The following is a 21,239-nucleotide window of genomic DNA, read 5'->3' as shown; positions in this document are numbered from 1 at the left end:
TATAAATCAACAATTATAGTCCTTTAGTAAATTCTGAAGTTATAAAATCGACTACTTTTATTTGGCATTTCGTTTGTTCAAAAACCGCTAATTGCTTATCCGCACCTGTACCATTTCTTAGAATTTCATGTACGTAATTAATGTGTTCACGGCTTCCCAGTTCATCGACTACATCATCAATAAAATCTAATAATTCTAAAATAAGCATTTTGGTTTCAACCTCTTTTTGAAGACCAAAATCAATCATATTACCTTCAATTCCGTATCGAGCAGCTCTGAATTTATTTTCTTTAATCAATGCTAAACGATACGAATTAAAGCTCATGTTTTGCGAATTTATTCGATACAATTTAGCAACAATTGCCTGAATTACAGAAACAATACACATAGTTTCTTCAACCGTTAGTGCCATATCACAAATTCTAAATTCGATGGTGTCATAAAACGGATGCAAACGCAAATCCCACCATATTTTCTTTGGATTATCAATACAATTGGTTTTTACCAAAGTCTCTAAAAAATTATCATAAGAAGACAAAGAATCAAAATATTCAGGCAAACCGGTTCTTGGAAATTTATCAAAAACCTTTGTTCTAAAGGATTTATAACCTGTTTGTCTTCCTTCCCAAAAAGGGGAATTAGTAGATAAAGCAAAAATATGAGGTAAAAAATAACAAGCCTGATTGATTAATTTTAAACCAATTTCGCGATTTTCGATTCCCACATGACAATGCATCCCGAAAATTAAATTAGAACGCGCTGCGTCTTGTAATTCGTTAATAATAGTATGATAACGAGGATCATCAGTAATAGGCTGATCCTGCCATTTTGAAAAAGGATGCGTTCCGGCACCACCTACAATAAGTCCTTGTTTGTCGGCTAATTCGACAATTTTAGTTCTTAAAAATTTAATTTCACATTCGGCTTCCTTTACATTTTTACAAATATTAGTTCCAACTTCGACCACCGATTGATGCATTTCGGCTTTTACCTGTTCGTTCAATAATATTTTAGCTCCATCTACAATTTTAGATAAATGGGAGCGTAGATCTCTGGTTTCGGGATCTATAATTTGGTATTCTTCTTCGATACCAAGTGTAAAAACAGGCAATTTTTTCATTCTTGTTTTAAAAGTTATTATTTACCAACAGCTTGTTTCATAAATGTACCCCAGGTCAAATTTATTTTTCCCGGTTTTTGTTTTTTTGCGGCAGCAATTGCCATTTTAGCAGCTTCTTCAACTACCCATTCAAAATTTTCAGCTCCAACCGAATTAATATCTGCGTCAGGAGCAGGATTGCCAAAATCGATAGCATACGGAATTCCGTCACGAACAGCAAACTCGACCGTATTAAAATCATATCCTAAACCTTCGCAAAGACGAATTGTATAGTCTTTTATCGTTGCCAGTAATTTTTTATCTATCGGAGGACCATCGTGAACATAACGTAAATGAGGTTCATTTCGAGGTTCATACTGCATAATTTTAACTGCTTTACAGCCTAAGCAATATACTCTAAAATATTGAGTAAACACAATTTCTTCTTGTAATAACATAACAAGCTGTCCTGTTTGCTTGTGTTTATCCCAAAATTCCTCTTTATTTTCAAGACGATAGACATTTTTCCATCCGCCACCTGCATATGGTTTCATGTAAGCGGGGAACTTTACGTATTCGAAAATGCCTTCCCAGTCTAATGGAAATTTAAGGTTTCTAAATGAATTCGAATTAGTATCAGTAGGATGTTCCGCCGAAGGAAGAATTACCGTATTAGGCAACGGAACGCCTAGTGTATCTGCCAATGCATTATTAAAAAATTTATCATCAGCGCTCCACCAAAAAGGATTATTAATAACATTAGTTCCGGTTAAAGCAACATTTTTAAGAAAAGCACGATAAAATGGAACATCCTGTGAAATTCTATCAATGATTACAGCATATTCACTGCCTTTATTTTGGATAACCTTATCAATAGAAACTGCTTCGGCTATAATATTTTTTTCGTTTTTTGAATTTACTCTCTCAATAAAAGCCTGTGGAAAGGTATCTTCCATACCAAATAAAATCCCAATTTTTTTCATACTTATTTCTTTTGCAATTTTACAATACTCTTTAAACTTTAATTAAACTTTATTCGGGATAAATAATGCGGAAACATTTCTTTCCAAAGCGGCCAGTCGTGTTGCTTGTCCTGTCGAATATCCAGCCAGTGATTCATTGATTTATGAGCTAACAACTGACTCATTTTTAAATTGGCATCAAAACAAATATCCCAGTTTGAAGTTCCTAAAACAATGTCCATATTCCATAATTCATAATCATTAAATCCATTCAAATAATCAGTAGGGCTATGATAAAAAACAGTGTCATTATAAAAACCGTTCAAGTAATTTTTGATGCTAAAAATACCACTCATACTAAACAAATGACTCACATACACCGGATGTCTTAAGGCAAAATTTGCTGCATGATAACCACCAAAACTACAACCTGCCATTACTACTTTTCCTGAAGGAGTGTTGTAACGTACTTTTTCTACAATTTCATGACAAAGCATTTTATCGTACCAATTATGATTTTCTATGCGATGCACAGGATGAATTTGCTTGTTGTAAAAACTATCTTTATCAATACTGTCCGGGCAATAAATTTGGATCAATCCCTGCTCAACATACCATCTTGCTGATGCTATTAATCCCATATCTTTGTTTTCATGAAAACTGCCCAGAGAAGTAGGAAACAAAATAACAGGATAACCTGAATGTCCAAAAACGAGCATTTCGGTTTCTCTATTCAAATTAGGAGAATACCATTTTAAATAGTTCTCTTTCATAAACTTTTGGTTTTAACAAGTGTACTGAATAAAACGATATAAAATCTATAAAGAGAATGTAGTATTTTACTTTTAACAAAAAAATAATATTCTTTATGCTATCATTGAGATTAGATGTTTGTTAAGCAAGCAAAATGACACTTAAAAACAATTTATTTACATTAACAAAAGGATTCAATAAAACTAAAAAATATCAAAGAAAAGTCTGGTTTACTCCACCAGACTTTTTTCAAATAATTGCACCTGATTTTTCAACCTTTCGATAAGCATATTCATCATTCGTTTGTTTAAACTGGATGAATTTTTAATGTACTGCGAATATTCCTCTACAGTGAATAAGGCGATAATCATTCCTTTTAGAGCATTCCGAAACTTAATATCTTTTTGAATAGCATTTTCTATGGTCGCTAATTTTTTTTCGACGCTAAGCGAATAAAAATCCCGTTTGTACTTACTAATAAAATTATGGAAAGAAGCAATGAATAGATCATTTTGTAGTTTTAGAATAGGCCTTAAAACTTCATTTTGAAAAATTTCATCACTTGAAGACTGGGTACTAACACTACCAATAGCGTCACCTCTAAATTCCCTTAAAAAACTATCTCTTTGGCTCATGACTTATCTTTTTCTTAAATTTAGAAAAAAAACAATTTCTAAACCTTATTTCTAAGCAAATTGTATTAACAAAATATTGTTACTTACTTTGATGGATTAATAGCTTAAAATATTTTTCAATTGATTATCTTTTAAAAATAAATTTGTTCAAAAAAAAATCTGCTAAAGATTAATTCAGCAGATTCATTTTTAAAAATTTTGAAAATATTTTTTAACAATATTTCTTTTCTACATAAAAAGTTCCAAATGGAAGTAAAGAAGCAAGTAAAATGATTCCGAAATCTTTTAAACTCCATCTTTGAGAAGATTTTAATAAAAAAGCAAGAATAATGTAACCAATAAATAAAACTCCGTGACTCATACCGATAGGATATAATAAAGTGTGGTATAATTCAGGATTATTAGGCTTAATTAAAAGCATATTAGCAAATAAAACTAAATAGGATATTCCTTCAAGAATGGCAGTTATTTTAAAAATCTTAAGCATTGTTGTTGTTTTAATGTTTGCTGCCAAAATTAAGTAATAACTTTTGTTTTACTCCCATTAAAGCAGAAAGTAATTTACATTTGTAATCATAATTTTTTCATAATGAGTAAAAGAGATTTAAAGAAATATTTGGGCGAACTGGACAAAGAGCAATTACAAGAGCAACTAATTGAATTGTATGACAAATTTAGTGTCGTAAAGGAGTTTTATGATTTTGTTTTTAATCCAAAAGAAGATAAATTATTACAGGAAGCGAAATTGAAAATCGCTAACGAATATTTTCCGGTAGGAAAAACCAGAAGAGCTAAAATGCGCCGTTCGACAGCACAAAAAATCATCAAGCATTTTATTACGCTGGGAGTTGATCCTTTTGTAACTGCCGATGTGATGTTATACACAATTGAAATAGCACAGACTTTTTCGGCTGAAAATTTTATAAAACAAGAAGCATTTTATAAAAGCATGTACAATTCTTTTGATCAGGCAGTACAATTTTTGATTACCAATGGCATTTTGAGCGAATTTAAAAGCCGTGTTAAAGCAATTTTTGAAGAAACTATTAGACAAAAATGGAAAAATAAGCATGATTTTTTGCTAATTATGGAGCGAATTGACCACTAATAGTGTTGTAAATCAAATTATTTCATTTTGAGTTAATAATTTAAATTAAATATAACAAGATAACTGTTTTTTAGACGTATTTTTGCAAAAATTCAACAAAAAGCAATGTTCGAAAGTACGATAGAAATAGAAAAAGAAGAAAAAAAAGAACTTTATGCCTACCAGCAAGGAGATATTGATGCCATCTTTGAGCGCATCGATAATGGTCCTGAAAAACATCACCTACTGTATCAATTGCCTACAGGTGGTGGAAAAACAGTAATATTCTCAGAAATCGTTCGCCGTTACCTATCTAAACACGATAAAAAAGTAGTTGTTTTAACCCATAGAATTGAGTTATGTAAACAAACTTCTAAGATGTTGAAAGGTTTTGGTGTTAAAAATAAAATCATCAATTCTAAAGTAAAAGACCTGCCGGATCAAAACGAATATTCTTGTTTTGTGGCCATGGTCGAAACGCTTAAAAACCGTATTAATGACGAAAAATTATTATTAGATAATATTGGTTTAGTAATTATTGATGAGGCGCATTATAATTCGTTTAGAAAATTATTAAATTCATTTGCTAATGCCTTTATATTAGGAGTAACTGCTACGCCGTTGAGTTCTAACATAAAATTACCAATGAATCAAAGTTATAGTGAATTAATTGTAGGAGACACTATTAATTCATTGATTGAAAATGGTTTCCTTGCCAAAGCTACTACTTATAGCTATGATGTAGGTTTAACATCCTTAAAAGTAGGTATCAACGGTGATTATACCGTTAAATCATCGGATGATTTGTATACCAATACTTTAATGCAGGAAAAATTATTGCATGCTTATACCGAAAGATCATTGGGTAAAAAAACCTTGATTTTCAATAATGGTATTAATACTTCTTTGTATGTATATGAAACCTTTAGAGAAGCAGGTTACGAAATTCGTCATCTGGACAACACCAGCAGTAACGAAGAAAGAAAAGAAATTTTACATTGGTTCAAACATACTAAAGATGCTATACTTACTTCGGTAGGGATTTTAACAACCGGTTTTGATGAGCCTACTGTTGAAACCATTATATTAAATCGCGCTACAAAATCACTGACTTTATATTATCAAATGATTGGTCGTGGTTCCCGTAAATTACCTGGTAAAGATGAATTTACCGTAATTGATTTGGGTAATAATGCAGCACGTTTCGGACTTTGGAGTGAACCGGTAAACTGGCAGCATATTTTTAAATCACCTGAATTTTATCTGGAAAATTTACGTGATGATGCCGAAATTGAAATGTATTTTAAATACACCATGCCGCCTGAATTGAGAGCTAAATTCAGCAAAACCGAAGATGTAACTTTTGATGTTGACGAAGAACATAAATTAGCCATAAAACAAAATTTACGTTCAAAGGTTGTTCTTGACAAATCATTAGATCAACACGCAACTATGTGTGTTTATAATACCGAAACCTTACAGGAAGCAAAATTATTATCTAAAGAATTAGATGATGATATTGAATGCCGTATCAAGCGTTATGCAAAATGCCTGAGCCAATGTAGTAAAAACTACCGCGAATGGCTTGTGGATGATTACAAACAAAAACTAACTTTATTATTAGGTAAAAAATATCGTGAGAAAATCATGAACGAACCTGATGATGAAGAATAAAATAAAAGCTAAAAAACTGTTTTTCATACAAACAATAAAAACAAAACCATGTCAAAACAATTCTCAGATTTAGGAATTTCGACAGCTTTAGTACAAACATTAAACCAACTGGATCTTGTGGCTCCCACAGCTATTCAGGAGCAGGCAATTCCATTGCTTTTAGCTAATCAAACTGATGTAGTAGGTTTAGCTAAAACAGGTACGGGAAAAACAGCTGCTTTTGGTTTACCTATTTTGCAATTAATTGATACTTCAAAACCTACTGTACAAGCTGTTATATTAGTTCCAACGAGAGAATTAGGACATCAGGTTTTTAAAAATTTAGAATCTTTTGCACAAAATCTTCCAGCTGTTTCTATTGCTGCAACTTGTGGTGGAATTCCAATAAAACCTCAAATTGAGCGATTAAGTAATCCCACTCATATCGTAGTGGCAACTCCGGGTCGTTTGATTGATTTATTACAGCGAAAAGCCATCAGTTTAGCCGAAACTCAATTTTTAGTATTGGACGAAGCCGATGAAATGGTAAGCATTCTAAAAGAAAGTCTGGACGAAATTGTTGCTGTATTACCTAAAAATCACCGTACCTATTTGTTTTCGGCTACTATGCCAGGAACAATAAAACAGTTGATTCAGAATTATTTGCATAAAAATGTAGTGCAAATAAGTGCTAATATGGAAATTTCAGGTAATGAGCAAATTGATCATCAGTACATTGTTGTAGATCCTATCGAAAAGTTAGATGTTTTAATGCACTTTTTGAATTCGAGAGAAGGACAACGCGGAATTATTTTTTGTAAAACAAAAGCAGCTGTCAATAAATTAGCTAAAAACTTAGCCATTAATCGTTTTTCATCAGGCGCTTTACACGGAAGTTTGTCTCAGGGAATTCGTGACCGCATCATGGAGCAATTTCGTGAAGGACATATTAATATATTAGTGGCTACTGATTTGGCAGCCCGAGGAATCGACGTTAAAGAAATTGCTTATGTGGTTAATTACCATTTACCGGATACCTATGAAAATTATGTGCATCGAAGTGGTAGAACCGCCAGAGCAGGAGCAAACGGATTATCTTTAACTGTTTTACAAGCCGAAGAAGAAATTGAAATCGCTGATTTTGAAAAGGAATTAGGTATCCAATTCAAACCATTTTCTAAACCTTCGGTTGCCAGTATCGAAGACAATAATACCTTGCTTTGGGCAAAGCAAATTTTTAAAACAAAGCCTAATCACGAGGTCGAAGCCGATTTAAAAACTAAAATTAAAACCATATTTCATCATTTAACCAAGGATGAATTAATAGAAAAAATACTAGCCCATCATTTATTGCAAAATAAAAATCAAGCAGTAGAAAAACCAGTAAAAAGACAAAAACTAAAAAAATAAAAACAATCCAAACATCGTTTAGTAACCAATAAAAGGTGTTATTTTAAATTGTAAAAATTATGGAAATCGTAATTATCGGAGGCGGTTTTGCAGGACTAAATTTGGCAAAAGAATTATTAAATCAGGACGGAGTTCACGTAACTTTGGTTGATAAAAATAACTATAATTTTTTTCCACCACTTATTTATCAGGTGGCCACGGCTTATTTAGAACCCTCAAGCATTAGTTATCCATTTAGAAAATTTTTTGCTGGGAAAAAGAATTTACAATTTCGTTTAGGAGAATTATTAGAAGTAGTCGCTTCTGAAAATAAAGTGATCCTCAACAATGGCGAATTACATTATGACAAACTGGTTTTTGCAACAGGAGCAGAGACGAGTTATTTTGGTATGGAAAATGTAAAAAAGAACGCCATTCCAATGAAAACGTTGAATGATGCTATTGTAATGCGTAATACCCTGCTTAAAAATCTTGAAAAAGCAGCAATTACTAAAGACATGCGTAAACGCCGAAAATTACTGACTGTTGTAGTTGCCGGAGGCGGGCCTACAGGAGTTGAAATTTCGGGAATGTTTGCCGAGATGCGTAAAAATGTCTTTTTAAAAGAATATCCTGAATTAGGAACCAGTGCCAGTAATATTTACCTAGTTGATGGTGCGCCGGCATTGTTAACTCCTATGAGTAAAGAATCTCAGGATGATACTTACAAAGCATTAACTGATTTAGGTGTTGTTGTAAAATTGAACAATAACGTAGTGGATTATGTAGATGATACGGTTCATTTTGCTAACGGAGACAAAATTCAAACTAAAAATTTAATTTGGGCAGCTGGTGTTACAGCACGCGAATTTAAAGGACTTCCTGCAGAAAGTTATGGTCGTGGAAAACGATTAACAACTGATGGTTTTAATAAACTGGATCGCACAGAAAACATTTACGCTATCGGAGATACTTGTATCCAATTTAATGACGAAGCTTTTCCACACGGACATCCACAAGTAGCACAAGTAGCTATTCAGCAAGGAATTAATTTAGCAAAAAACATCAAATTAGAAATCCAGCAAAAACCACTTGTTCCTTTTAAATATGTTGATAAAGGTTCGATGGCGATTATTGGAAAAGCAAAAGCTGTAGTTGATTTACCAAAACCTAAACTGCACTTTAAAGGAACTTTTGCCTGGTTGATTTGGTTGTTTATCCACTTGATTTCGTTGATTACCTACAGAAATAAAGTTAGAACCTTTTACAACTGGATGATTTCTTATTTTGCAAAAGATAATTCTTTACGAATGATCATCAGACCAGATAAAAAATTGAAAGACTGTTAAGATTTCAATTTAAAATAACTAAAACCGATGCAGTAATTGTATCGGTTTTTTTATGGAATTATTTTTTAGAATAGGAAATGGATTACTTTAGATAAAGTTGTTATATTTGGAAAAATTATAAAATCACAATATATAACCTTGGTGATAGTAAATTAAATTTCTAACTATTAAACAATGATTACAAAAATAAGTCTGTTCAGAATTAAAAAACTTTTTTTAGGTGTGTTGATTATTACAACCTGTTTATTGTTGATTAATTGTTCATCTGTAAAACAATCAGTAGTAAAAAAAGAGATTGTTCAAAAAAAACGAATCGAATTTGAATTTATACCTAATAGTTTTCAATTGGCAACCACTGGACATGGATTTGTAGATGTCTATCCAGACAAATTAAAAATTCAAATTACAAAAGGCGAGATACGAATTAACCCAATACACAAAAATAGATTTAAAACTTCTTCTGCATATGCAATTCAAATAGCAATATCCAGATATTTTCCAGGTGATAAATCATTTAATATCCTAGCTACTGGAGAAAAAGTAATAATCGACAAAATATTTGAATCTCAAGAAGACTTTTATGCCTTTTCAAATTTAAAATTTACCATTCCCAATATCAAAAAAGAGGATTTAAAAAATTCAAGAATTACGCTTACAATTTATATGGATAATACTTCTAATTCTAGTACTAATTATGCTCATTCAATTGATGAAAATACAATTTCTACTTTATTTGATTATTGATTTTTATACAAAACGGAATCCTCATTCTTCGAAATAACATGGTTGTGAAAATAATCTGTGATTAAAAAATCTAAATATTAATCAAATAGCTTTCTTTATAGATTTTTTGGTACACATCTTTACTAAACATATACAATTGAGAAGGTTTTTTAGAAACGCCCACTTGTTTTTCGTCCAGAGCGATGATGTATTTTTTAGTAATTAATTTTCGTCTAAAATTTCGGTTATCAATTTCGACTCCTAGAATCGTTTCGTAAGCGTCTTGCAAATCTTTAATGGTAAATTTATCCGCAAGTAGTTCAAAAACAATGGGTTTTGATAAAGCATCTTCTTTTAAATCAGCATAAGCTTCGGCAATGATTTTTTTATGGTCAAAACCCAATTGTGGCAACTGATTCACAGGAAACCACTGCGGATTGAATTTGCTTTTTGTTTGAACAACATCCGTTGGTAATAAAATATAATAAGCAATAGTGATGGTTCTGTCGCTAAAATGTTCGCTTTGAGCCCAAATCACATCTTTTTCATTCTTCAAACGGTTAGGATCACCAAAAACATTGAACTGTTTTTTGTATAAATTATCTAAACCCGTTAATTCTTTTAGAACCCGGTTAGCAGTTTCGTCTATTGTTTCGTTTTCATAAGTATGAAATCCTTTAAGAACATAATCATTAACAACAGCATTTTGAGTGTTTTCTAATTTTAAAACACGTTCAATTAATAGTACGTTTAATGATTTTGTGGCATTGTCAAATCCAAAAATGACACAATCTACAGATATATTCGGAATTATTTCGGGCTTCATATTTTGAGTTTTAAATCCATCAGTAAATATTATTTTTTGATGGACAAAAACAAATTTAACGATTTTATTTTAATCTGTACTGCTTAATTAAACTGCAAACAAATTAATTAAACGTATTTATAACATTTTATATTTATTTCTATATTCTTTTCTATTTTTCACATGCTAAACAACTATAATACTGTAATATATTTACGATAATAGTACGTAATATTAAAAAATATTCTCCTTTTTTTGTTGGATATTAAAATAATATAATACATTTGAAAAATAAATAGTCAAAATGACGTTTAATAAATTATTTTCCAAACTAACCAATAACCATGAAAATAAATTATAAATTAAGGTCTCATTATAAGACAAATAGAACAACATATCTTATGGTATTTTGTTGCGTTGCTGCAATGAATATGAATGCACAGGTTGTTATTACAAATTCAGATTTTTCATTAGGAACAACAGGTAGAATAGGAGTTGGGCTTTCGCCAAATGGAGAAGGGAATAACTGGAAACCTTTAAATTTATCAGGTCAGGGTTCTTTGGGCGGACGTATGGAACAAGTAGATTATATCGATATTTTGCCGGCAATTCATTTTACACCAAAAATAAACGGAAAAGACAGCACCAATGTTACTTTCCAAATGCGCTTGGGAATGTATTCTGCCAATGGACAATTTGTTGGAAACGTAAGCAGCCGTTCTAACAATGGTTTGACTTTTATTCTTCCCGAAGCTTATATTGAAGCCACTAACATTTTAGGAAGTCGATGGTCAGCCTGGGTGGGTTCCCGTTTTCGTCGTTATGATGATATTCATATTAGTGACTATTTTTATTTTGATGACCATTCTGCTCAGGGATTTGGTGTAAAATATAAAAATACCGAATTAACAATGCTCATGCCTGCTTCAACAGATTCTACTGGTGTGTTTCCTTATAATTATGAAGTTACGGTAGCCGGAGCTACAAATCCTGCCATTCGTCAGCGTATGGTTTGGATAGGAGAGCAGAGTATTTCTTTAAAAAATAATAGCTCTTTAAAACTTTTAGGCGAATTCCATTATGTTTCTAAAAATTCGGCAACAGCTTCAAAAACTTTTGCTTCAGATAATGGCTGGGTCGCAGGAATTAAATACAATAATCCATTTAAAACAGCTAAATCAGGTTCGTTTAACCAAATTTCTGTTCGTTACGGTTCCGGAATTGCTAACGGCGGAGATAACGGAAACACCTTTACCTGGGCAACTTATGGTGCTCCTGATGAAAACGGAAAATATACTAATGCTTATTCGTTTACAATGGTCGAGCATTTTTTATTGAATCTTTCTAATAAATTTAGCATCAATGGATATGGCGTTTTTACTAAAAGTAAAGGAGGTTCAGCAAGTACAAATACTGATGAATATTTTAATGGAAACCAACTTTATAATCGAAAAACAGATTGGGTTCTTGGCGTTAGAAACTTTTTTTATGTGACCAATTGGTTTCATCTCATTCAGGAAATACATTATGCAGTTAGAAAAGATGGCGATAATCCCGAAGCCAGTATGTGGAAATTTTCTCTGGCGCCCACAATTGTTCCATTAGGAAAAAGAGATCCCTGGAGCAGGCCTCACATTCGATTAGTAGGAACCGTAGCCCGATATAACGATTACGCACGAGACCATCACTATTCTCCTTATTTACAAATTAATCAAAAACGCTGGGGAACTTATGTAGGCGTTAGAACAGAGTGGTGGCTTTTTTAAAACAAATTACTTTCTGAATAACAAATACTTAATACATATTACCTAAAATTATTTTTTAATTAAAATCACAAATACTTATGCCTGTTTTTGGAACCTCAATCTTATCATTTATTCCTACTTGGACTCCCGAAGGCGGTCAGTATGCCATAAAAAAAACAGCTAAATATGGTTTTGATATGCTCGAAATTCTTTTACCCACTTCAATGAATTTTGATTCAAAATTGGTAAAAAAACAATTGGACTCAGCAGGAATTACAGCACGTTGTACCCTCAATTTACCAGCTCATTGTCATGTTCCTTTTTATCCCGAAAAAGCTAGCGAAATCATCAAAAAAGCAATTAATAAAGTTGCTGAAATGAAAGGCGATTTTTTAGGTGGCGTCTTACATTCCGCCATTGGAACATTTACAGGAAATCCTTGTTCGAATGATGAAAAATTAATAATCCAACACGTTTTTTCTGAAGTTGCGGCTTACGCCAAAGAGCGTAACATTACTCTGGGAATTGAACCCATCAATCGTTATGAAAGTTATGTTTTTACAGCTGCTGATGAAGTTTTAGAAATGATTGAAAATTGTAGTGTAACTAATCTTGGATTGCATCTCGACACCTTTCACATGAACATTGAAGAAACTGATTTTTATAGTCCTGTAATTCGTGCAGGAAGCAATTTGAAGCATCTGCATATCACAGAATCGGATAGGGGAATGACAGGCGAAGGCAATGTACATTGGGATGATTTGTTTAAAGCTTTGGCTGAAATTAATTATCAGGGCCCGTTAGTTCTAGAGAATTTTTCTTCTGAAATAACCGAGTTAATTGGACCGACATCTTTATGGAGACCTTCAAAATACAATTCAGAAGATTTAGCTAAAGACAGCTTATTATTTATGAAAAAGATGGTCGAAAAATGGTATAACAATTCGAATACAACTAATTAAAAAAGATAAAAAATGAAAAAGAAATTAACAGGAGTATGTTTTGGAGAAATCCTCTTTGATGTTTTTCTGGAGCATAAAAAAATAGGAGGAGCACCGCTTAATGTAGCTTCAAGACTGAGTTCGCTAGGTGTTGATGTTGCTATGATCAGCGCAATAGGAAATGACGAAAACGGAATGAAACTGACTGATTATTTGAATGATGCAGGAATAAATACCAAAGCAATTCAAATAAAAGAAAATTATCCAACAGGAGTGGTCAATGTGATTTTAAATGAAAAAGGAAATGCTTCTTATGATATTAATTATCCTTCGGCCTGGGACAAAATTGAGTATTCAGACCTAAGCAATACTATCGTTGCTAAAGCTGATTTTTTTGTTTACGGTAGTTTATCTTCCAGAGATACTGTTTCCAGAAACACACTGGACGAACTTTTAAAAGTAGCCAAATACAAGATTTTTGATGTCAATTTAAGAGCACCACATTACACCAAAAAAAATGTTTTAGAATTATTAGAAGCTGCCGATTTTATCAAATTCAACGACGAAGAATTGAATGAAATTTGTGTAGACTTACATTCAAATAAAAAGTCATTAGAACAAAATATTAAATTCATTGCTGAAAAAACCAATACTCCAATTGTTTGTGTGACTTTAGGTTCTCATGGCGCGGTTTTATATTGTAATGATACTTTTTATCACAACTGCGGATTCAAAGTAAGTGTAGTAGATACGGTAGGATCAGGCGATTCATTTCTGGCTTCATTAATCACCATGTTACTTAGTGGCGAAGATCCACAATATGCTATCAATTTTGCCAGTGCAATAGGAGCAATTGTAGCGCAGAACGAAGGTGCAAATCCGATAATTTCATCATCTGAAATTGAAGAATTCTTAAGTGGTTTTAGCCAAAAATTACCTCAATATGAAATCGTTTAAAGACACTATTTTTCTAATTCAACAACCAAAAAACCACTAAAAATGAATTCATCTAAAAAAATACCGGTAATCAGTAAAGAATATGTTTTTCAGTTTATCATTATTACCATATTATTTGCGCTTTGGGGAATTGCCAACGATTTGACAACTCCTATGGTTTCTACTTTCAAGAAAGTAATGCCCGAATTATCTAATGTTCAGGCTTCTTTAGTGCAGTTTGCATTCTATTTTGGCTATTTCTTTATGGCTTTGCCCGCAGCTTTATTCATTAGAAAATTCAGCTATAAATCAGGAATAATTTTAGGACTTATTTTGTATGCTACAGGCGCTTTTTTATTTTATCCGGCAGCACATTATCAGAGTTATACGTTTTTTTTAATTTCATTATGGGTAATTACTTGTGGATTAGCATTTTTAGAAACCACTTCAAATCCGTTGATTTTATTCCTTGGAAACAAAGAAACCGCTACACAGCGATTGAATTTAGCTCAGGCTTTTAATCCAATTGGCGCAATAACAGGATTGATCATGGCGCAATTTTTAGTAATTGACAAAATAAAATCAGATGATTATACTCCAGAAGCTTTCAAAGCTTTAACATCAAATGAATTAGCTGCAATTCGGGAAAATGATTTAGATGTTATTAGTATTCCATACATTGGATTGGGAATTTTTGTTTTAATTATTCTGATTATTATTTGTTTAACCAAAATGCCGAAAACAGCTCATGAAGACAAAATGTCTATTGGAGAATCGTTTAAAAAGTTATTTGCTAATAAAAATTATAAATACGGTGTTATAGCACAGGCATTTTATGTTGGAGCACAAATTATGTGCTGGACATTTATTTTTCAATATGTTGACAACATCAATAAAACCTTTGGATTAGAATTAACGGCAACATATTATAATATTACGGCAATGATTTTATTTTTGATTGGACGATGGATTGGAACTGGCTTGATGAAAAGCATTAATCCATCTAAAATATTAATGGTTTTTGGTATTGGCGGTGTTTTATGTGCCGCTGGAGCCATTGTTTTACAAGGAATATCAGGATTAATTGCATTAGTTTGTATTTCGATTTTTATGTCAATTATGTTTCCAACAATCTACGGAATTGCATTAAAAGATATGGGCGACGAAGCTAAAATTGGTTCTGCGGGATTAGTTATGGCAATTGTGGGTGGCGCATTAATGCCGGTTTTACAAGGAAGTATTTTAGATTGGGGCGGTTCTGGATTTGCTGATATCCAAATTTTAGGATTTATTCCCGAAGTAAATTTTTCTTTTATTTTACCACTAATTTGTTTGGCCGTTGTAGCACTTTATGGTTATTCAACATACAAAACATCGAAATAGAAAATAACTTTTCATAAAACCGATATAGACTTCAATTTATATCGGTTTTTTTATTCAAATAGATTGTAATTTAGAAAAACACTCCGAAAATCAGGAAAACGAGAACTTTTTAATTGTATATTATTGAACTATAATTTATATTATGTAAAATAGAAAATTTCATTTATTTCTACTTTCCTTTCTAAGCTTATAAATATTCAAATAATAATTCTGATTATAAATCGTTTTTTGTAAATTGTTCAAACAGTTCTATTTTAAAATAATTGTAGTAAAAAATACATAAAACATTTTTGTTAAACAAGAGTTTTACCTATAAATGAAATTATTTTTAACTCATTATTTTAGTAATTTTGTAACACATTTTATTTAACCCTCATGAATATAATTGCACAGCAAATTGCTGAATTTTTAAAAAATTATGCGCCTTTTAATCAGCTTACTTCAGAGCAATTAGCCGAAGTTGCCAGTAATGTTCGTGTTGTTAGTTTAGAAAAAAAACAAACCTTATTTAAAATCAATGATACGCTACACGACAGTTTTTATGTTGTAGCTTCGGGCGTTGTCAATATTTCAGTAATTGCTGATGCCGAAGAAAGTATTATTAGCAAACTTCACGAAGGAACAATTTTTGGTTTACGTCCGTTTTTTGCTAAAAACAACTATAAAATGACGGCTAAAGCCAGAGAAGAAAGTTTGGTTTATGCTATTCCAATTGCTGTTTTCAAGCCATTGTTAGCTAATAATTCAGAGGTTTTAAACTTTCTTTTGGAAAATTTTGCCAGCAATTTGCCTGATGATCGTTCGTCTCAGGGAAATTTGGTTTCTGATGGTTTGTTTTATACCGAAAAACAATCGGAAGCTCAATTTTTTCAAACTTTAGCCTATAATACTACGCCACTTTTGGCTACTTCTGACAATACTGCTCAGGAAGTTGCCCAATTAATGGCTGAATCTCTAAAGAATAATGTTATCATTTTCGAAAGAAATGGTCCAATTGGGATTGTAACTCATGCCGATTTAGCTTCAAAAATCGCCACCGGACGTTTTCCTATCAATACTCCTGTTAGTAATATTATGTCCTCGCCTGTAGTTACCGTTTTAGAAAATGTTTCTTTGGCTGAAGCCCAATTGCTGATGCTAAAAAATAATGTAACTCATTTGTGCGTAACCATTGATGGAACCGATAAATCAACGATTAAAGGTGTAATTTCTGAACACGATTTAATTGCTGCTCAAGCCAGTAATCCTGGTGTTTTAATCAAAGAAATCAAACGTTCTTTATCTTCGAAAGAATTGAAAGAAATCCGTACCCGATTAACTAATTTGATTCAGTCTTCGATACAAAAAAATATTCCGTTGACACATATTACTAATATTGCCAGCGAAATTAACTTTGCTATTTTAAAACGTGCTGTCGAATTGTCTATTTTAGATTTAGGCTCACCTCCTGCCCGTTTTGCGTGGTTAAGTATTGGTAGTCAGGGACGAAAAGAACAACTTTTATTGACTGATCAGGATAGTATTTTAGTGTTTGAAGATGTGGCTCAGGACAAATATATTGAAGTAAAAGACTATTTTTTAAAGCTTGGAAAAAAGACAACTGCCACGCTCGAAAAAATAGGTTACGAATTATGTCCTTACGGGCATATGGGAAGCAATATGATGTGGTGTAAATCATTGACTGACTGGATAAAACAGTATAACAACTGGATGAATGCTACAAGAGAAAATACCGATAATTTAAGTAGTATTTTCTTTGATTACGAACTGGTTACCGGCGAACAAAAAATTGAAACCGCTATCAATAATATTGTTTTTGAAAATGCAAGCAACAATACTTTATTTTTTGACTTTTTAGGAAATGATGCTTTAAGAAACAATGCTCCTTTGAGTTTTTTCAAAAAATTCCTTGTGGAAGAAGAAGGTATCCACAAAGACAAATTCGACATTAAAACCAAAGCCTTAATGCCTTTGATTGATAGTGCGCGTCTTTTTACATTAAGTTACGAAATCAAAGGTATCAACAATACCTATACCCGATTTAAACAATTGGCAATTGCTGATCCAAAACACGCTGAAATTTATTTAAGCTGCGCCGAAGCTTATTTATTTTTGACAAAAATCAGAACTTTAGAAGGTTTAAAAAACGAAAATTCCGGACAATATATTAACTTAGAGGAACTATCAAAAATTGATAGAGAAAAATTGAAAAATGCCCTGATTCCGATGAAGGAATTAGAAGAATTAATTAAAGATAAGTTTCAACTTACTCAATTCTCATAGTTATGTTAGACTGGTTAAAAAATATAAATAAAGAACATCCTGAATTTTGGAAAGAATACATCGCTAAGTTTTCTAAGAAAACAAATCGTTATGTGATTCTTTCGACCGAAGCTACAGGAAATTCAACTGAAAAAGATGTGATCACTTACATGAGTGCTTTTGCGGTTGAAAACGATGCCGTTATGATAAAAGACAGTTTTGAAACTATTTTGCTGCAATACCGTTTTTTACATGACAATCATCTTTCTAATGAATACATTATTGAAAGCAGAATCCTTAAATTATCTGAACCCGAAGCCTTAAAAACTTTTGTAGAATATTTAGGAAACGGAATAATTGTAGGGCACGAAATCGCTTCTGATATGGAGATGATAAATGCTACTCTGGAACGTTTAGATTGTGGAAAATTGCGTAATGATGCATTAGATATTGATATTATGCATCGAAAGTTGCACGAACTTCCGGAAGACAAAGAATTCTCTCTTGAAGAACTTACAGAATATTATAAAATTCCGTCCACAGAAGGAGATTCAACTACTGAAAAAGCATATAAAATTGCTTTACTCTTTTTAAAGTTAAAATTCAAATTAGGATTAAAATAAAAAAATCGGCTTCAAATAAAGCCGATTTTTTGTTCTTATTTCTTTTCGTTTTGAATTAATTCAATAATTTCAGGATTTAATAGTGTACTTGTATCACCATAATCAGAGAAATCACCTTCTGCAATTTTTCTAAGAATTCTTCGCATAATTTTTCCTGAACGTGTTTTTGGTAATCCTGATACAAATTGTATTTTGTCTAATTTTGCAATCGGACCTACGTGATCTGTAATGTGTTGATTGATTTCGATAAAAAGATTTTCTTTATTTCGAATTTCTCCTGTTTCTTTTAGAATCACATAACCATACAAAGCATTTCCTTTTACATCATGCGGAAATCCTACTACAGCACTTTCGGCAACTGCAGGATGCTCATTAATTGCATCTTCGATAGGTGCCGTTCCTAAATTGTGTCCCGAAACAATAATCACATCATCTACTCTACCCGTAATTCTGTAATAACCTACTTCATCACGCAAAGCGCCATCTCCGGTAAAATATTTTCCAGGATATTGAGAAAAATAAGTATCTTTATAGCGCTGGTGATCATTCCAGATTGTTCTTGCCATTCCTGGCCAAGGGAATTTGATACACAAACTTCCTACTACCTGATTACCTTCAATTTCATTTCGTTTATCATCCATCAATACCGCCTGAATTCCCGGTAATGGAAAAGTTGCATAAGTAGGTTTTGTAGGTGTAATGAATGCCAATGGCGAAATCATAATTCCACCTGTTTCAGTTTGCCACCAGGTATCCACAACAGGACACCTTTTTCCTCCTACGTGATCATTAAACCAGTGCCATGCTTCTTCATTAATAGGCTCCCCTACTGACCCAATTACTTTTAAACTTTTAAAAGGAAACTTTTGAACGTATTCTAATTTTTCTTTAGCCAATGCTCTAATGGCTGTAGGCGCTGTATAAAACTGACTTACTTTATGTTTTTCGATTACTTCCCAAAAACGGCTGTGATCTGGGTAAGAAGGAATTCCTTCGAATATTACTGTTGTAGCGCCATTTAATAATGGTCCATATAAAATATAAGAATGTCCTGTTATCCAGCCAATATCGGCAGTACACCAGAATACATCGTTCTCTTCATAACTAAAAACATTCTTGAATGTATAAGCAGTGTAAACCATATATCCCGCAGTGGTATGCACCATTCCTTTAGGATTTCCGGTTGAACCAGAAGTATAAAGAATAAACAAAGGATCTTCGGCATCCATGATTTCAGCTACACTATTATCTGAAGCTTCGTCTAATAATGGTTGTAACCAAATATCTCTGCCTTCTTTCATGTTCACCGGAGTATTAGTTCTTTTTGCAACTAAAACGGTGCTTACCGATGAGCATTTTTGTAATGCTTCGTCAACAATTTCTTTTAGTTCAATTGTTTTATTTCCGCGGAAACTTCCATCAGAAGTAATAACCATTTTGCTTTCGCTATCATTAATTCGGGTTGCTAAGGCCTTAGATGAAAAACCTGCAAATACTACCGAATGAATCGCTCCAATTCTGGCACAAGCCAAAACAGATACTGCTAATTCCGGAATCATTGGCAGATAAATACAAACACGATCTCCTTTTTTAATTCCTTGCTCACGCAATACATTTGCCATTTTACAAACGCGTTGGTGCAATTCATTATAACTAATATGTAATGCTTCTTCGTCCGGATTGTTTGGTTCAAAAATAATTGCCGTTTTTTCTCCCCTTTTGTTTAAATGTCTGTCAATACAATTTTTAGCAATATTTACTTTTGCTCCGGCAAACCACTGAACATCAGCATCGACCATATTAAACTCAACAACTTTATCCCATGGCTGATACCATGTGAAATTTTCTTCAGCAATTTTCCCCCAAAATTTTCTTGGCTCTCTAATTGACTTATTGTAATGCTTAAAGTATTGCTCTAAATTATCAACTTTATAGTAACTCATCCCTTTTTTATTTTGTATAAATGTATAAAATATGATTCTATTTTTAAAACAAAAAAAATCATAAATCAGTGCAATTTAATTAAAATAATGAAATCCTATCTTAACAAAAATGCAAATTATTGAAAAATAGCGTAAAAACCGCCAAAATTATAAAAACGAAAAAGCGAAGTTAATTATTACTTCGCTCTTTTAGATTTTTATTATTTGTATAAAAATAAGGATTCCCTTAATCTTATTTTGGTTTCAATGATTATCAAATTATTAATATTAAAACAAAGCTTTTTAATGATAATTCTATATCACTTTCAGCTTATTTATTGTTTTTAAGAACCATATCAATAGTTATTGCGCAGGAAACAATTGTCATTTTATTAGCTATTTCGGTGTAATCCGGATTTACAGCAACATAATATTTATCTGCTCTTGTAAAAACTTCTTTCATAACACCACCCCATTTTTTATTGATGGTACCAATAGGCTTTTCATTGGCATCATTAATTTTGAAATCCCAGGCTTTCCAGTCACCTGTAATTCTGGCTATTGTTTTTCCTTCAGCATTTTCAATAATAAAAGTGGGCTTAAAGAATTTAAACTTTTGTTTGATGGTACCAATAGTTTTATCATTCGAATCAACAATAACAATTTTACTCATCCAAAAAGTCCAGCCTCTTTTGATACTTACTTGTAAATCGTTATCCATATTATGCACTTCCAGTAAAAATGGAAACATTGCTTTATTTAGAAACAAACGTAAAAATTTGTGCCAACCCGTTACTTTTTGATTGATAACTCCAACTTGTTCTCCGCTTTTGTCAAATACATTATAAGTATTTCCAAATTTAAAATAGTTTACTTTTTCATCGATAAAATAATCATTGTTTTCAAAAAATTTCGGGATAAAAAATGATTGCTCTGACATATAATTCTTTTTTTTTAAGTTGATGCAATAAT

The 21,239-nt window shown here is 32.1% G+C and carries 19 protein-coding genes; 11 read left to right on the top strand and 8 right to left on the bottom strand.

What is annotated here, in order from left to right:
• Positions 1-13: 13 nt before the first annotated feature.
• From FEM21_RS15060 to FEM21_RS15040, 5 genes are all read right to left on the bottom strand, one after another.
• Positions 14-1,120: a carboxylate-amine ligase gene (locus tag FEM21_RS15060; protein WP_035662162.1), complete on the bottom strand. Its 1,107-nt coding sequence runs from the start codon at positions 1,118-1,120 to the stop codon at positions 14-16.
• A 17-nt stretch (positions 1,121-1,137) separates the two neighbouring features.
• The gene (locus FEM21_RS15055; protein ID WP_035662159.1) at positions 1,138-2,082 is read right to left on the bottom strand and encodes an ATP-grasp domain-containing protein; all 945 of its coding nucleotides are present in this window, start codon (positions 2,080-2,082) and stop codon (positions 1,138-1,140) included.
• A gap of 38 nt (positions 2,083-2,120) precedes the next feature.
• On the bottom strand, positions 2,121-2,834 hold the full coding sequence (locus FEM21_RS15050) for an alpha/beta fold hydrolase (protein ID WP_035662155.1): 714 nt from the start codon (positions 2,832-2,834) through the stop codon (positions 2,121-2,123).
• Between the two features lie 210 nt (positions 2,835-3,044).
• The gene (locus FEM21_RS15045; protein ID WP_035662152.1) at positions 3,045-3,449 is read right to left on the bottom strand and encodes a hypothetical protein; all 405 of its coding nucleotides are present in this window, start codon (positions 3,447-3,449) and stop codon (positions 3,045-3,047) included.
• A gap of 211 nt (positions 3,450-3,660) precedes the next feature.
• Complete coding sequence (locus FEM21_RS15040; protein ID WP_035662267.1) at positions 3,661-3,936, bottom strand: DUF3817 domain-containing protein; 276 nt, start codon at positions 3,934-3,936, stop codon at positions 3,661-3,663.
• Between the two features lie 102 nt (positions 3,937-4,038).
• On the opposite strand from FEM21_RS15040, the gene FEM21_RS15035 reads away from it, so the two are divergent.
• The 5 genes from FEM21_RS15035 (at position 4,039) to FEM21_RS15015 (ending at position 9,671) form a co-directional block, all read left to right on the top strand.
• Positions 4,039-4,557: a DUF6155 family protein gene (locus FEM21_RS15035; RefSeq protein WP_035662149.1), complete on the top strand. Its 519-nt coding sequence runs from the start codon at positions 4,039-4,041 to the stop codon at positions 4,555-4,557.
• Positions 4,558-4,662: 105 nt separating this feature from the next.
• Positions 4,663-6,210 carry a DEAD/DEAH box helicase gene (locus FEM21_RS15030; protein ID WP_035662146.1) on the top strand — a complete coding sequence of 516 codons (1,548 nt, stop codon included), beginning with the start codon at positions 4,663-4,665 and terminating at the stop codon, positions 6,208-6,210.
• Between the two features lie 48 nt (positions 6,211-6,258).
• Positions 6,259-7,599: a DEAD/DEAH box helicase gene (locus FEM21_RS15025; RefSeq protein WP_035662143.1), complete on the top strand. Its 1,341-nt coding sequence runs from the start codon at positions 6,259-6,261 to the stop codon at positions 7,597-7,599.
• A 59-nt stretch (positions 7,600-7,658) separates the two neighbouring features.
• Positions 7,659-8,927, top strand: a complete 1,269-nt coding sequence (locus tag FEM21_RS15020) for an NAD(P)/FAD-dependent oxidoreductase (RefSeq protein WP_035662140.1) — start codon at positions 7,659-7,661, stop codon at positions 8,925-8,927.
• Positions 8,928-9,101: 174 nt separating this feature from the next.
• Positions 9,102-9,671 carry a hypothetical protein gene (locus tag FEM21_RS15015; protein ID WP_035662136.1) on the top strand — a complete coding sequence of 190 codons (570 nt, stop codon included), beginning with the start codon at positions 9,102-9,104 and terminating at the stop codon, positions 9,669-9,671.
• A gap of 70 nt (positions 9,672-9,741) precedes the next feature.
• Here FEM21_RS15015 and FEM21_RS15010 read toward each other — a convergent pair whose 3' ends face one another.
• Positions 9,742-10,476 (bottom strand): NUDIX hydrolase, encoded by a 735-nt coding sequence (locus tag FEM21_RS15010; protein WP_035662133.1) that lies wholly within the window; start codon positions 10,474-10,476, stop codon positions 9,742-9,744.
• A gap of 380 nt (positions 10,477-10,856) precedes the next feature.
• Here FEM21_RS15010 and FEM21_RS15005 point away from each other — a divergent pair, with 380 nt between their 5' ends.
• From FEM21_RS15005 to FEM21_RS14980, 6 genes are all read left to right on the top strand, one after another.
• Complete coding sequence (locus FEM21_RS15005; protein WP_035662131.1) at positions 10,857-12,221, top strand: carbohydrate porin; 1,365 nt, start codon at positions 10,857-10,859, stop codon at positions 12,219-12,221.
• A gap of 77 nt (positions 12,222-12,298) precedes the next feature.
• Positions 12,299-13,162 (top strand): sugar phosphate isomerase/epimerase family protein, encoded by an 864-nt coding sequence (locus FEM21_RS15000; RefSeq protein WP_035662128.1) that lies wholly within the window; start codon positions 12,299-12,301, stop codon positions 13,160-13,162.
• A 12-nt stretch (positions 13,163-13,174) separates the two neighbouring features.
• Positions 13,175-14,098: a carbohydrate kinase family protein gene (locus FEM21_RS14995; RefSeq protein ID WP_035662125.1), complete on the top strand. Its 924-nt coding sequence runs from the start codon at positions 13,175-13,177 to the stop codon at positions 14,096-14,098.
• 42 nt (positions 14,099-14,140) lie between these two features.
• Positions 14,141-15,460 (top strand): L-fucose:H+ symporter permease, encoded by a 1,320-nt coding sequence (gene fucP / locus FEM21_RS14990; RefSeq protein ID WP_035662122.1) that lies wholly within the window; start codon positions 14,141-14,143, stop codon positions 15,458-15,460.
• 375 nt (positions 15,461-15,835) lie between these two features.
• Positions 15,836-17,743, top strand: a complete 1,908-nt coding sequence (locus tag FEM21_RS14985) for a DUF294 nucleotidyltransferase-like domain-containing protein (RefSeq protein WP_035662119.1) — start codon at positions 15,836-15,838, stop codon at positions 17,741-17,743.
• 2 nt (positions 17,744-17,745) lie between these two features.
• Positions 17,746-18,345, top strand: a complete 600-nt coding sequence (locus FEM21_RS14980) for a 3'-5' exonuclease (RefSeq protein WP_035662116.1) — start codon at positions 17,746-17,748, stop codon at positions 18,343-18,345.
• 35 nt (positions 18,346-18,380) lie between these two features.
• Here the strand turns inward: FEM21_RS14980 and acs are convergent, their stop codons facing one another.
• Positions 18,381-20,288: an acetate--CoA ligase gene (gene acs / locus FEM21_RS14975; protein WP_035662113.1), complete on the bottom strand. Its 1,908-nt coding sequence runs from the start codon at positions 20,286-20,288 to the stop codon at positions 18,381-18,383.
• Positions 20,289-20,598: 310 nt separating this feature from the next.
• The gene (locus FEM21_RS14970; RefSeq protein WP_035662110.1) at positions 20,599-21,207 is read right to left on the bottom strand and encodes an LURP-one-related/scramblase family protein; all 609 of its coding nucleotides are present in this window, start codon (positions 21,205-21,207) and stop codon (positions 20,599-20,601) included.
• Between the last annotated feature and the right edge of the window lie 32 nt (positions 21,208-21,239).

The organism is Flavobacterium seoulense (assembly GCF_000695795.1).
GTDB lineage: Bacteria > Bacteroidota > Bacteroidia > Flavobacteriales > Flavobacteriaceae > Flavobacterium > Flavobacterium seoulense.
This window is presented reverse-complemented; position numbering and strand designations above follow the sequence as displayed.

Excerpts from the sequence above, each read along its gene's own strand:
- FEM21_RS15005 (WP_035662131.1), top strand. The coding sequence starts at position 10,857 with ATGGTATTTTGTTGCGTTGCTGCAATGAATATGAATGCACAGGTTGTT.
- FEM21_RS15050 (WP_035662155.1), bottom strand. The coding sequence starts at position 2,834 with ATGAAAGAGAACTATTTAAAATGGTATTCTCCTAATTTGAATAGAGAA.
- FEM21_RS15025 (WP_035662143.1), top strand. The coding sequence starts at position 6,259 with ATGTCAAAACAATTCTCAGATTTAGGAATTTCGACAGCTTTAGTACAA.
- FEM21_RS15045 (WP_035662152.1), bottom strand. The coding sequence starts at position 3,449 with ATGAGCCAAAGAGATAGTTTTTTAAGGGAATTTAGAGGTGACGCTATT.
- FEM21_RS14970 (WP_035662110.1), bottom strand. The coding sequence starts at position 21,207 with ATGTCAGAGCAATCATTTTTTATCCCGAAATTTTTTGAAAACAATGAT.
- FEM21_RS15000 (WP_035662128.1), top strand. The coding sequence starts at position 12,299 with ATGCCTGTTTTTGGAACCTCAATCTTATCATTTATTCCTACTTGGACT.
- fucP (WP_035662122.1), top strand. The coding sequence starts at position 14,141 with ATGAATTCATCTAAAAAAATACCGGTAATCAGTAAAGAATATGTTTTT.
- FEM21_RS15060 (WP_035662162.1), bottom strand. The coding sequence starts at position 1,120 with ATGAAAAAATTGCCTGTTTTTACACTTGGTATCGAAGAAGAATACCAA.
- FEM21_RS15040 (WP_035662267.1), bottom strand. The coding sequence starts at position 3,936 with ATGCTTAAGATTTTTAAAATAACTGCCATTCTTGAAGGAATATCCTAT.
- FEM21_RS15015 (WP_035662136.1), top strand. The coding sequence starts at position 9,102 with ATGATTACAAAAATAAGTCTGTTCAGAATTAAAAAACTTTTTTTAGGT.
- acs (WP_035662113.1), bottom strand. The coding sequence starts at position 20,288 with ATGAGTTACTATAAAGTTGATAATTTAGAGCAATACTTTAAGCATTAC.
- FEM21_RS14995 (WP_035662125.1), top strand. The coding sequence starts at position 13,175 with ATGAAAAAGAAATTAACAGGAGTATGTTTTGGAGAAATCCTCTTTGAT.
- FEM21_RS15030 (WP_035662146.1), top strand. The coding sequence starts at position 4,663 with ATGTTCGAAAGTACGATAGAAATAGAAAAAGAAGAAAAAAAAGAACTT.
- FEM21_RS14980 (WP_035662116.1), top strand. The coding sequence starts at position 17,746 with ATGTTAGACTGGTTAAAAAATATAAATAAAGAACATCCTGAATTTTGG.
- FEM21_RS14985 (WP_035662119.1), top strand. The coding sequence starts at position 15,836 with ATGAATATAATTGCACAGCAAATTGCTGAATTTTTAAAAAATTATGCG.
- FEM21_RS15035 (WP_035662149.1), top strand. The coding sequence starts at position 4,039 with ATGAGTAAAAGAGATTTAAAGAAATATTTGGGCGAACTGGACAAAGAG.
- FEM21_RS15055 (WP_035662159.1), bottom strand. The coding sequence starts at position 2,082 with ATGAAAAAAATTGGGATTTTATTTGGTATGGAAGATACCTTTCCACAG.
- FEM21_RS15010 (WP_035662133.1), bottom strand. The coding sequence starts at position 10,476 with ATGAAGCCCGAAATAATTCCGAATATATCTGTAGATTGTGTCATTTTT.
- FEM21_RS15020 (WP_035662140.1), top strand. The coding sequence starts at position 7,659 with ATGGAAATCGTAATTATCGGAGGCGGTTTTGCAGGACTAAATTTGGCA.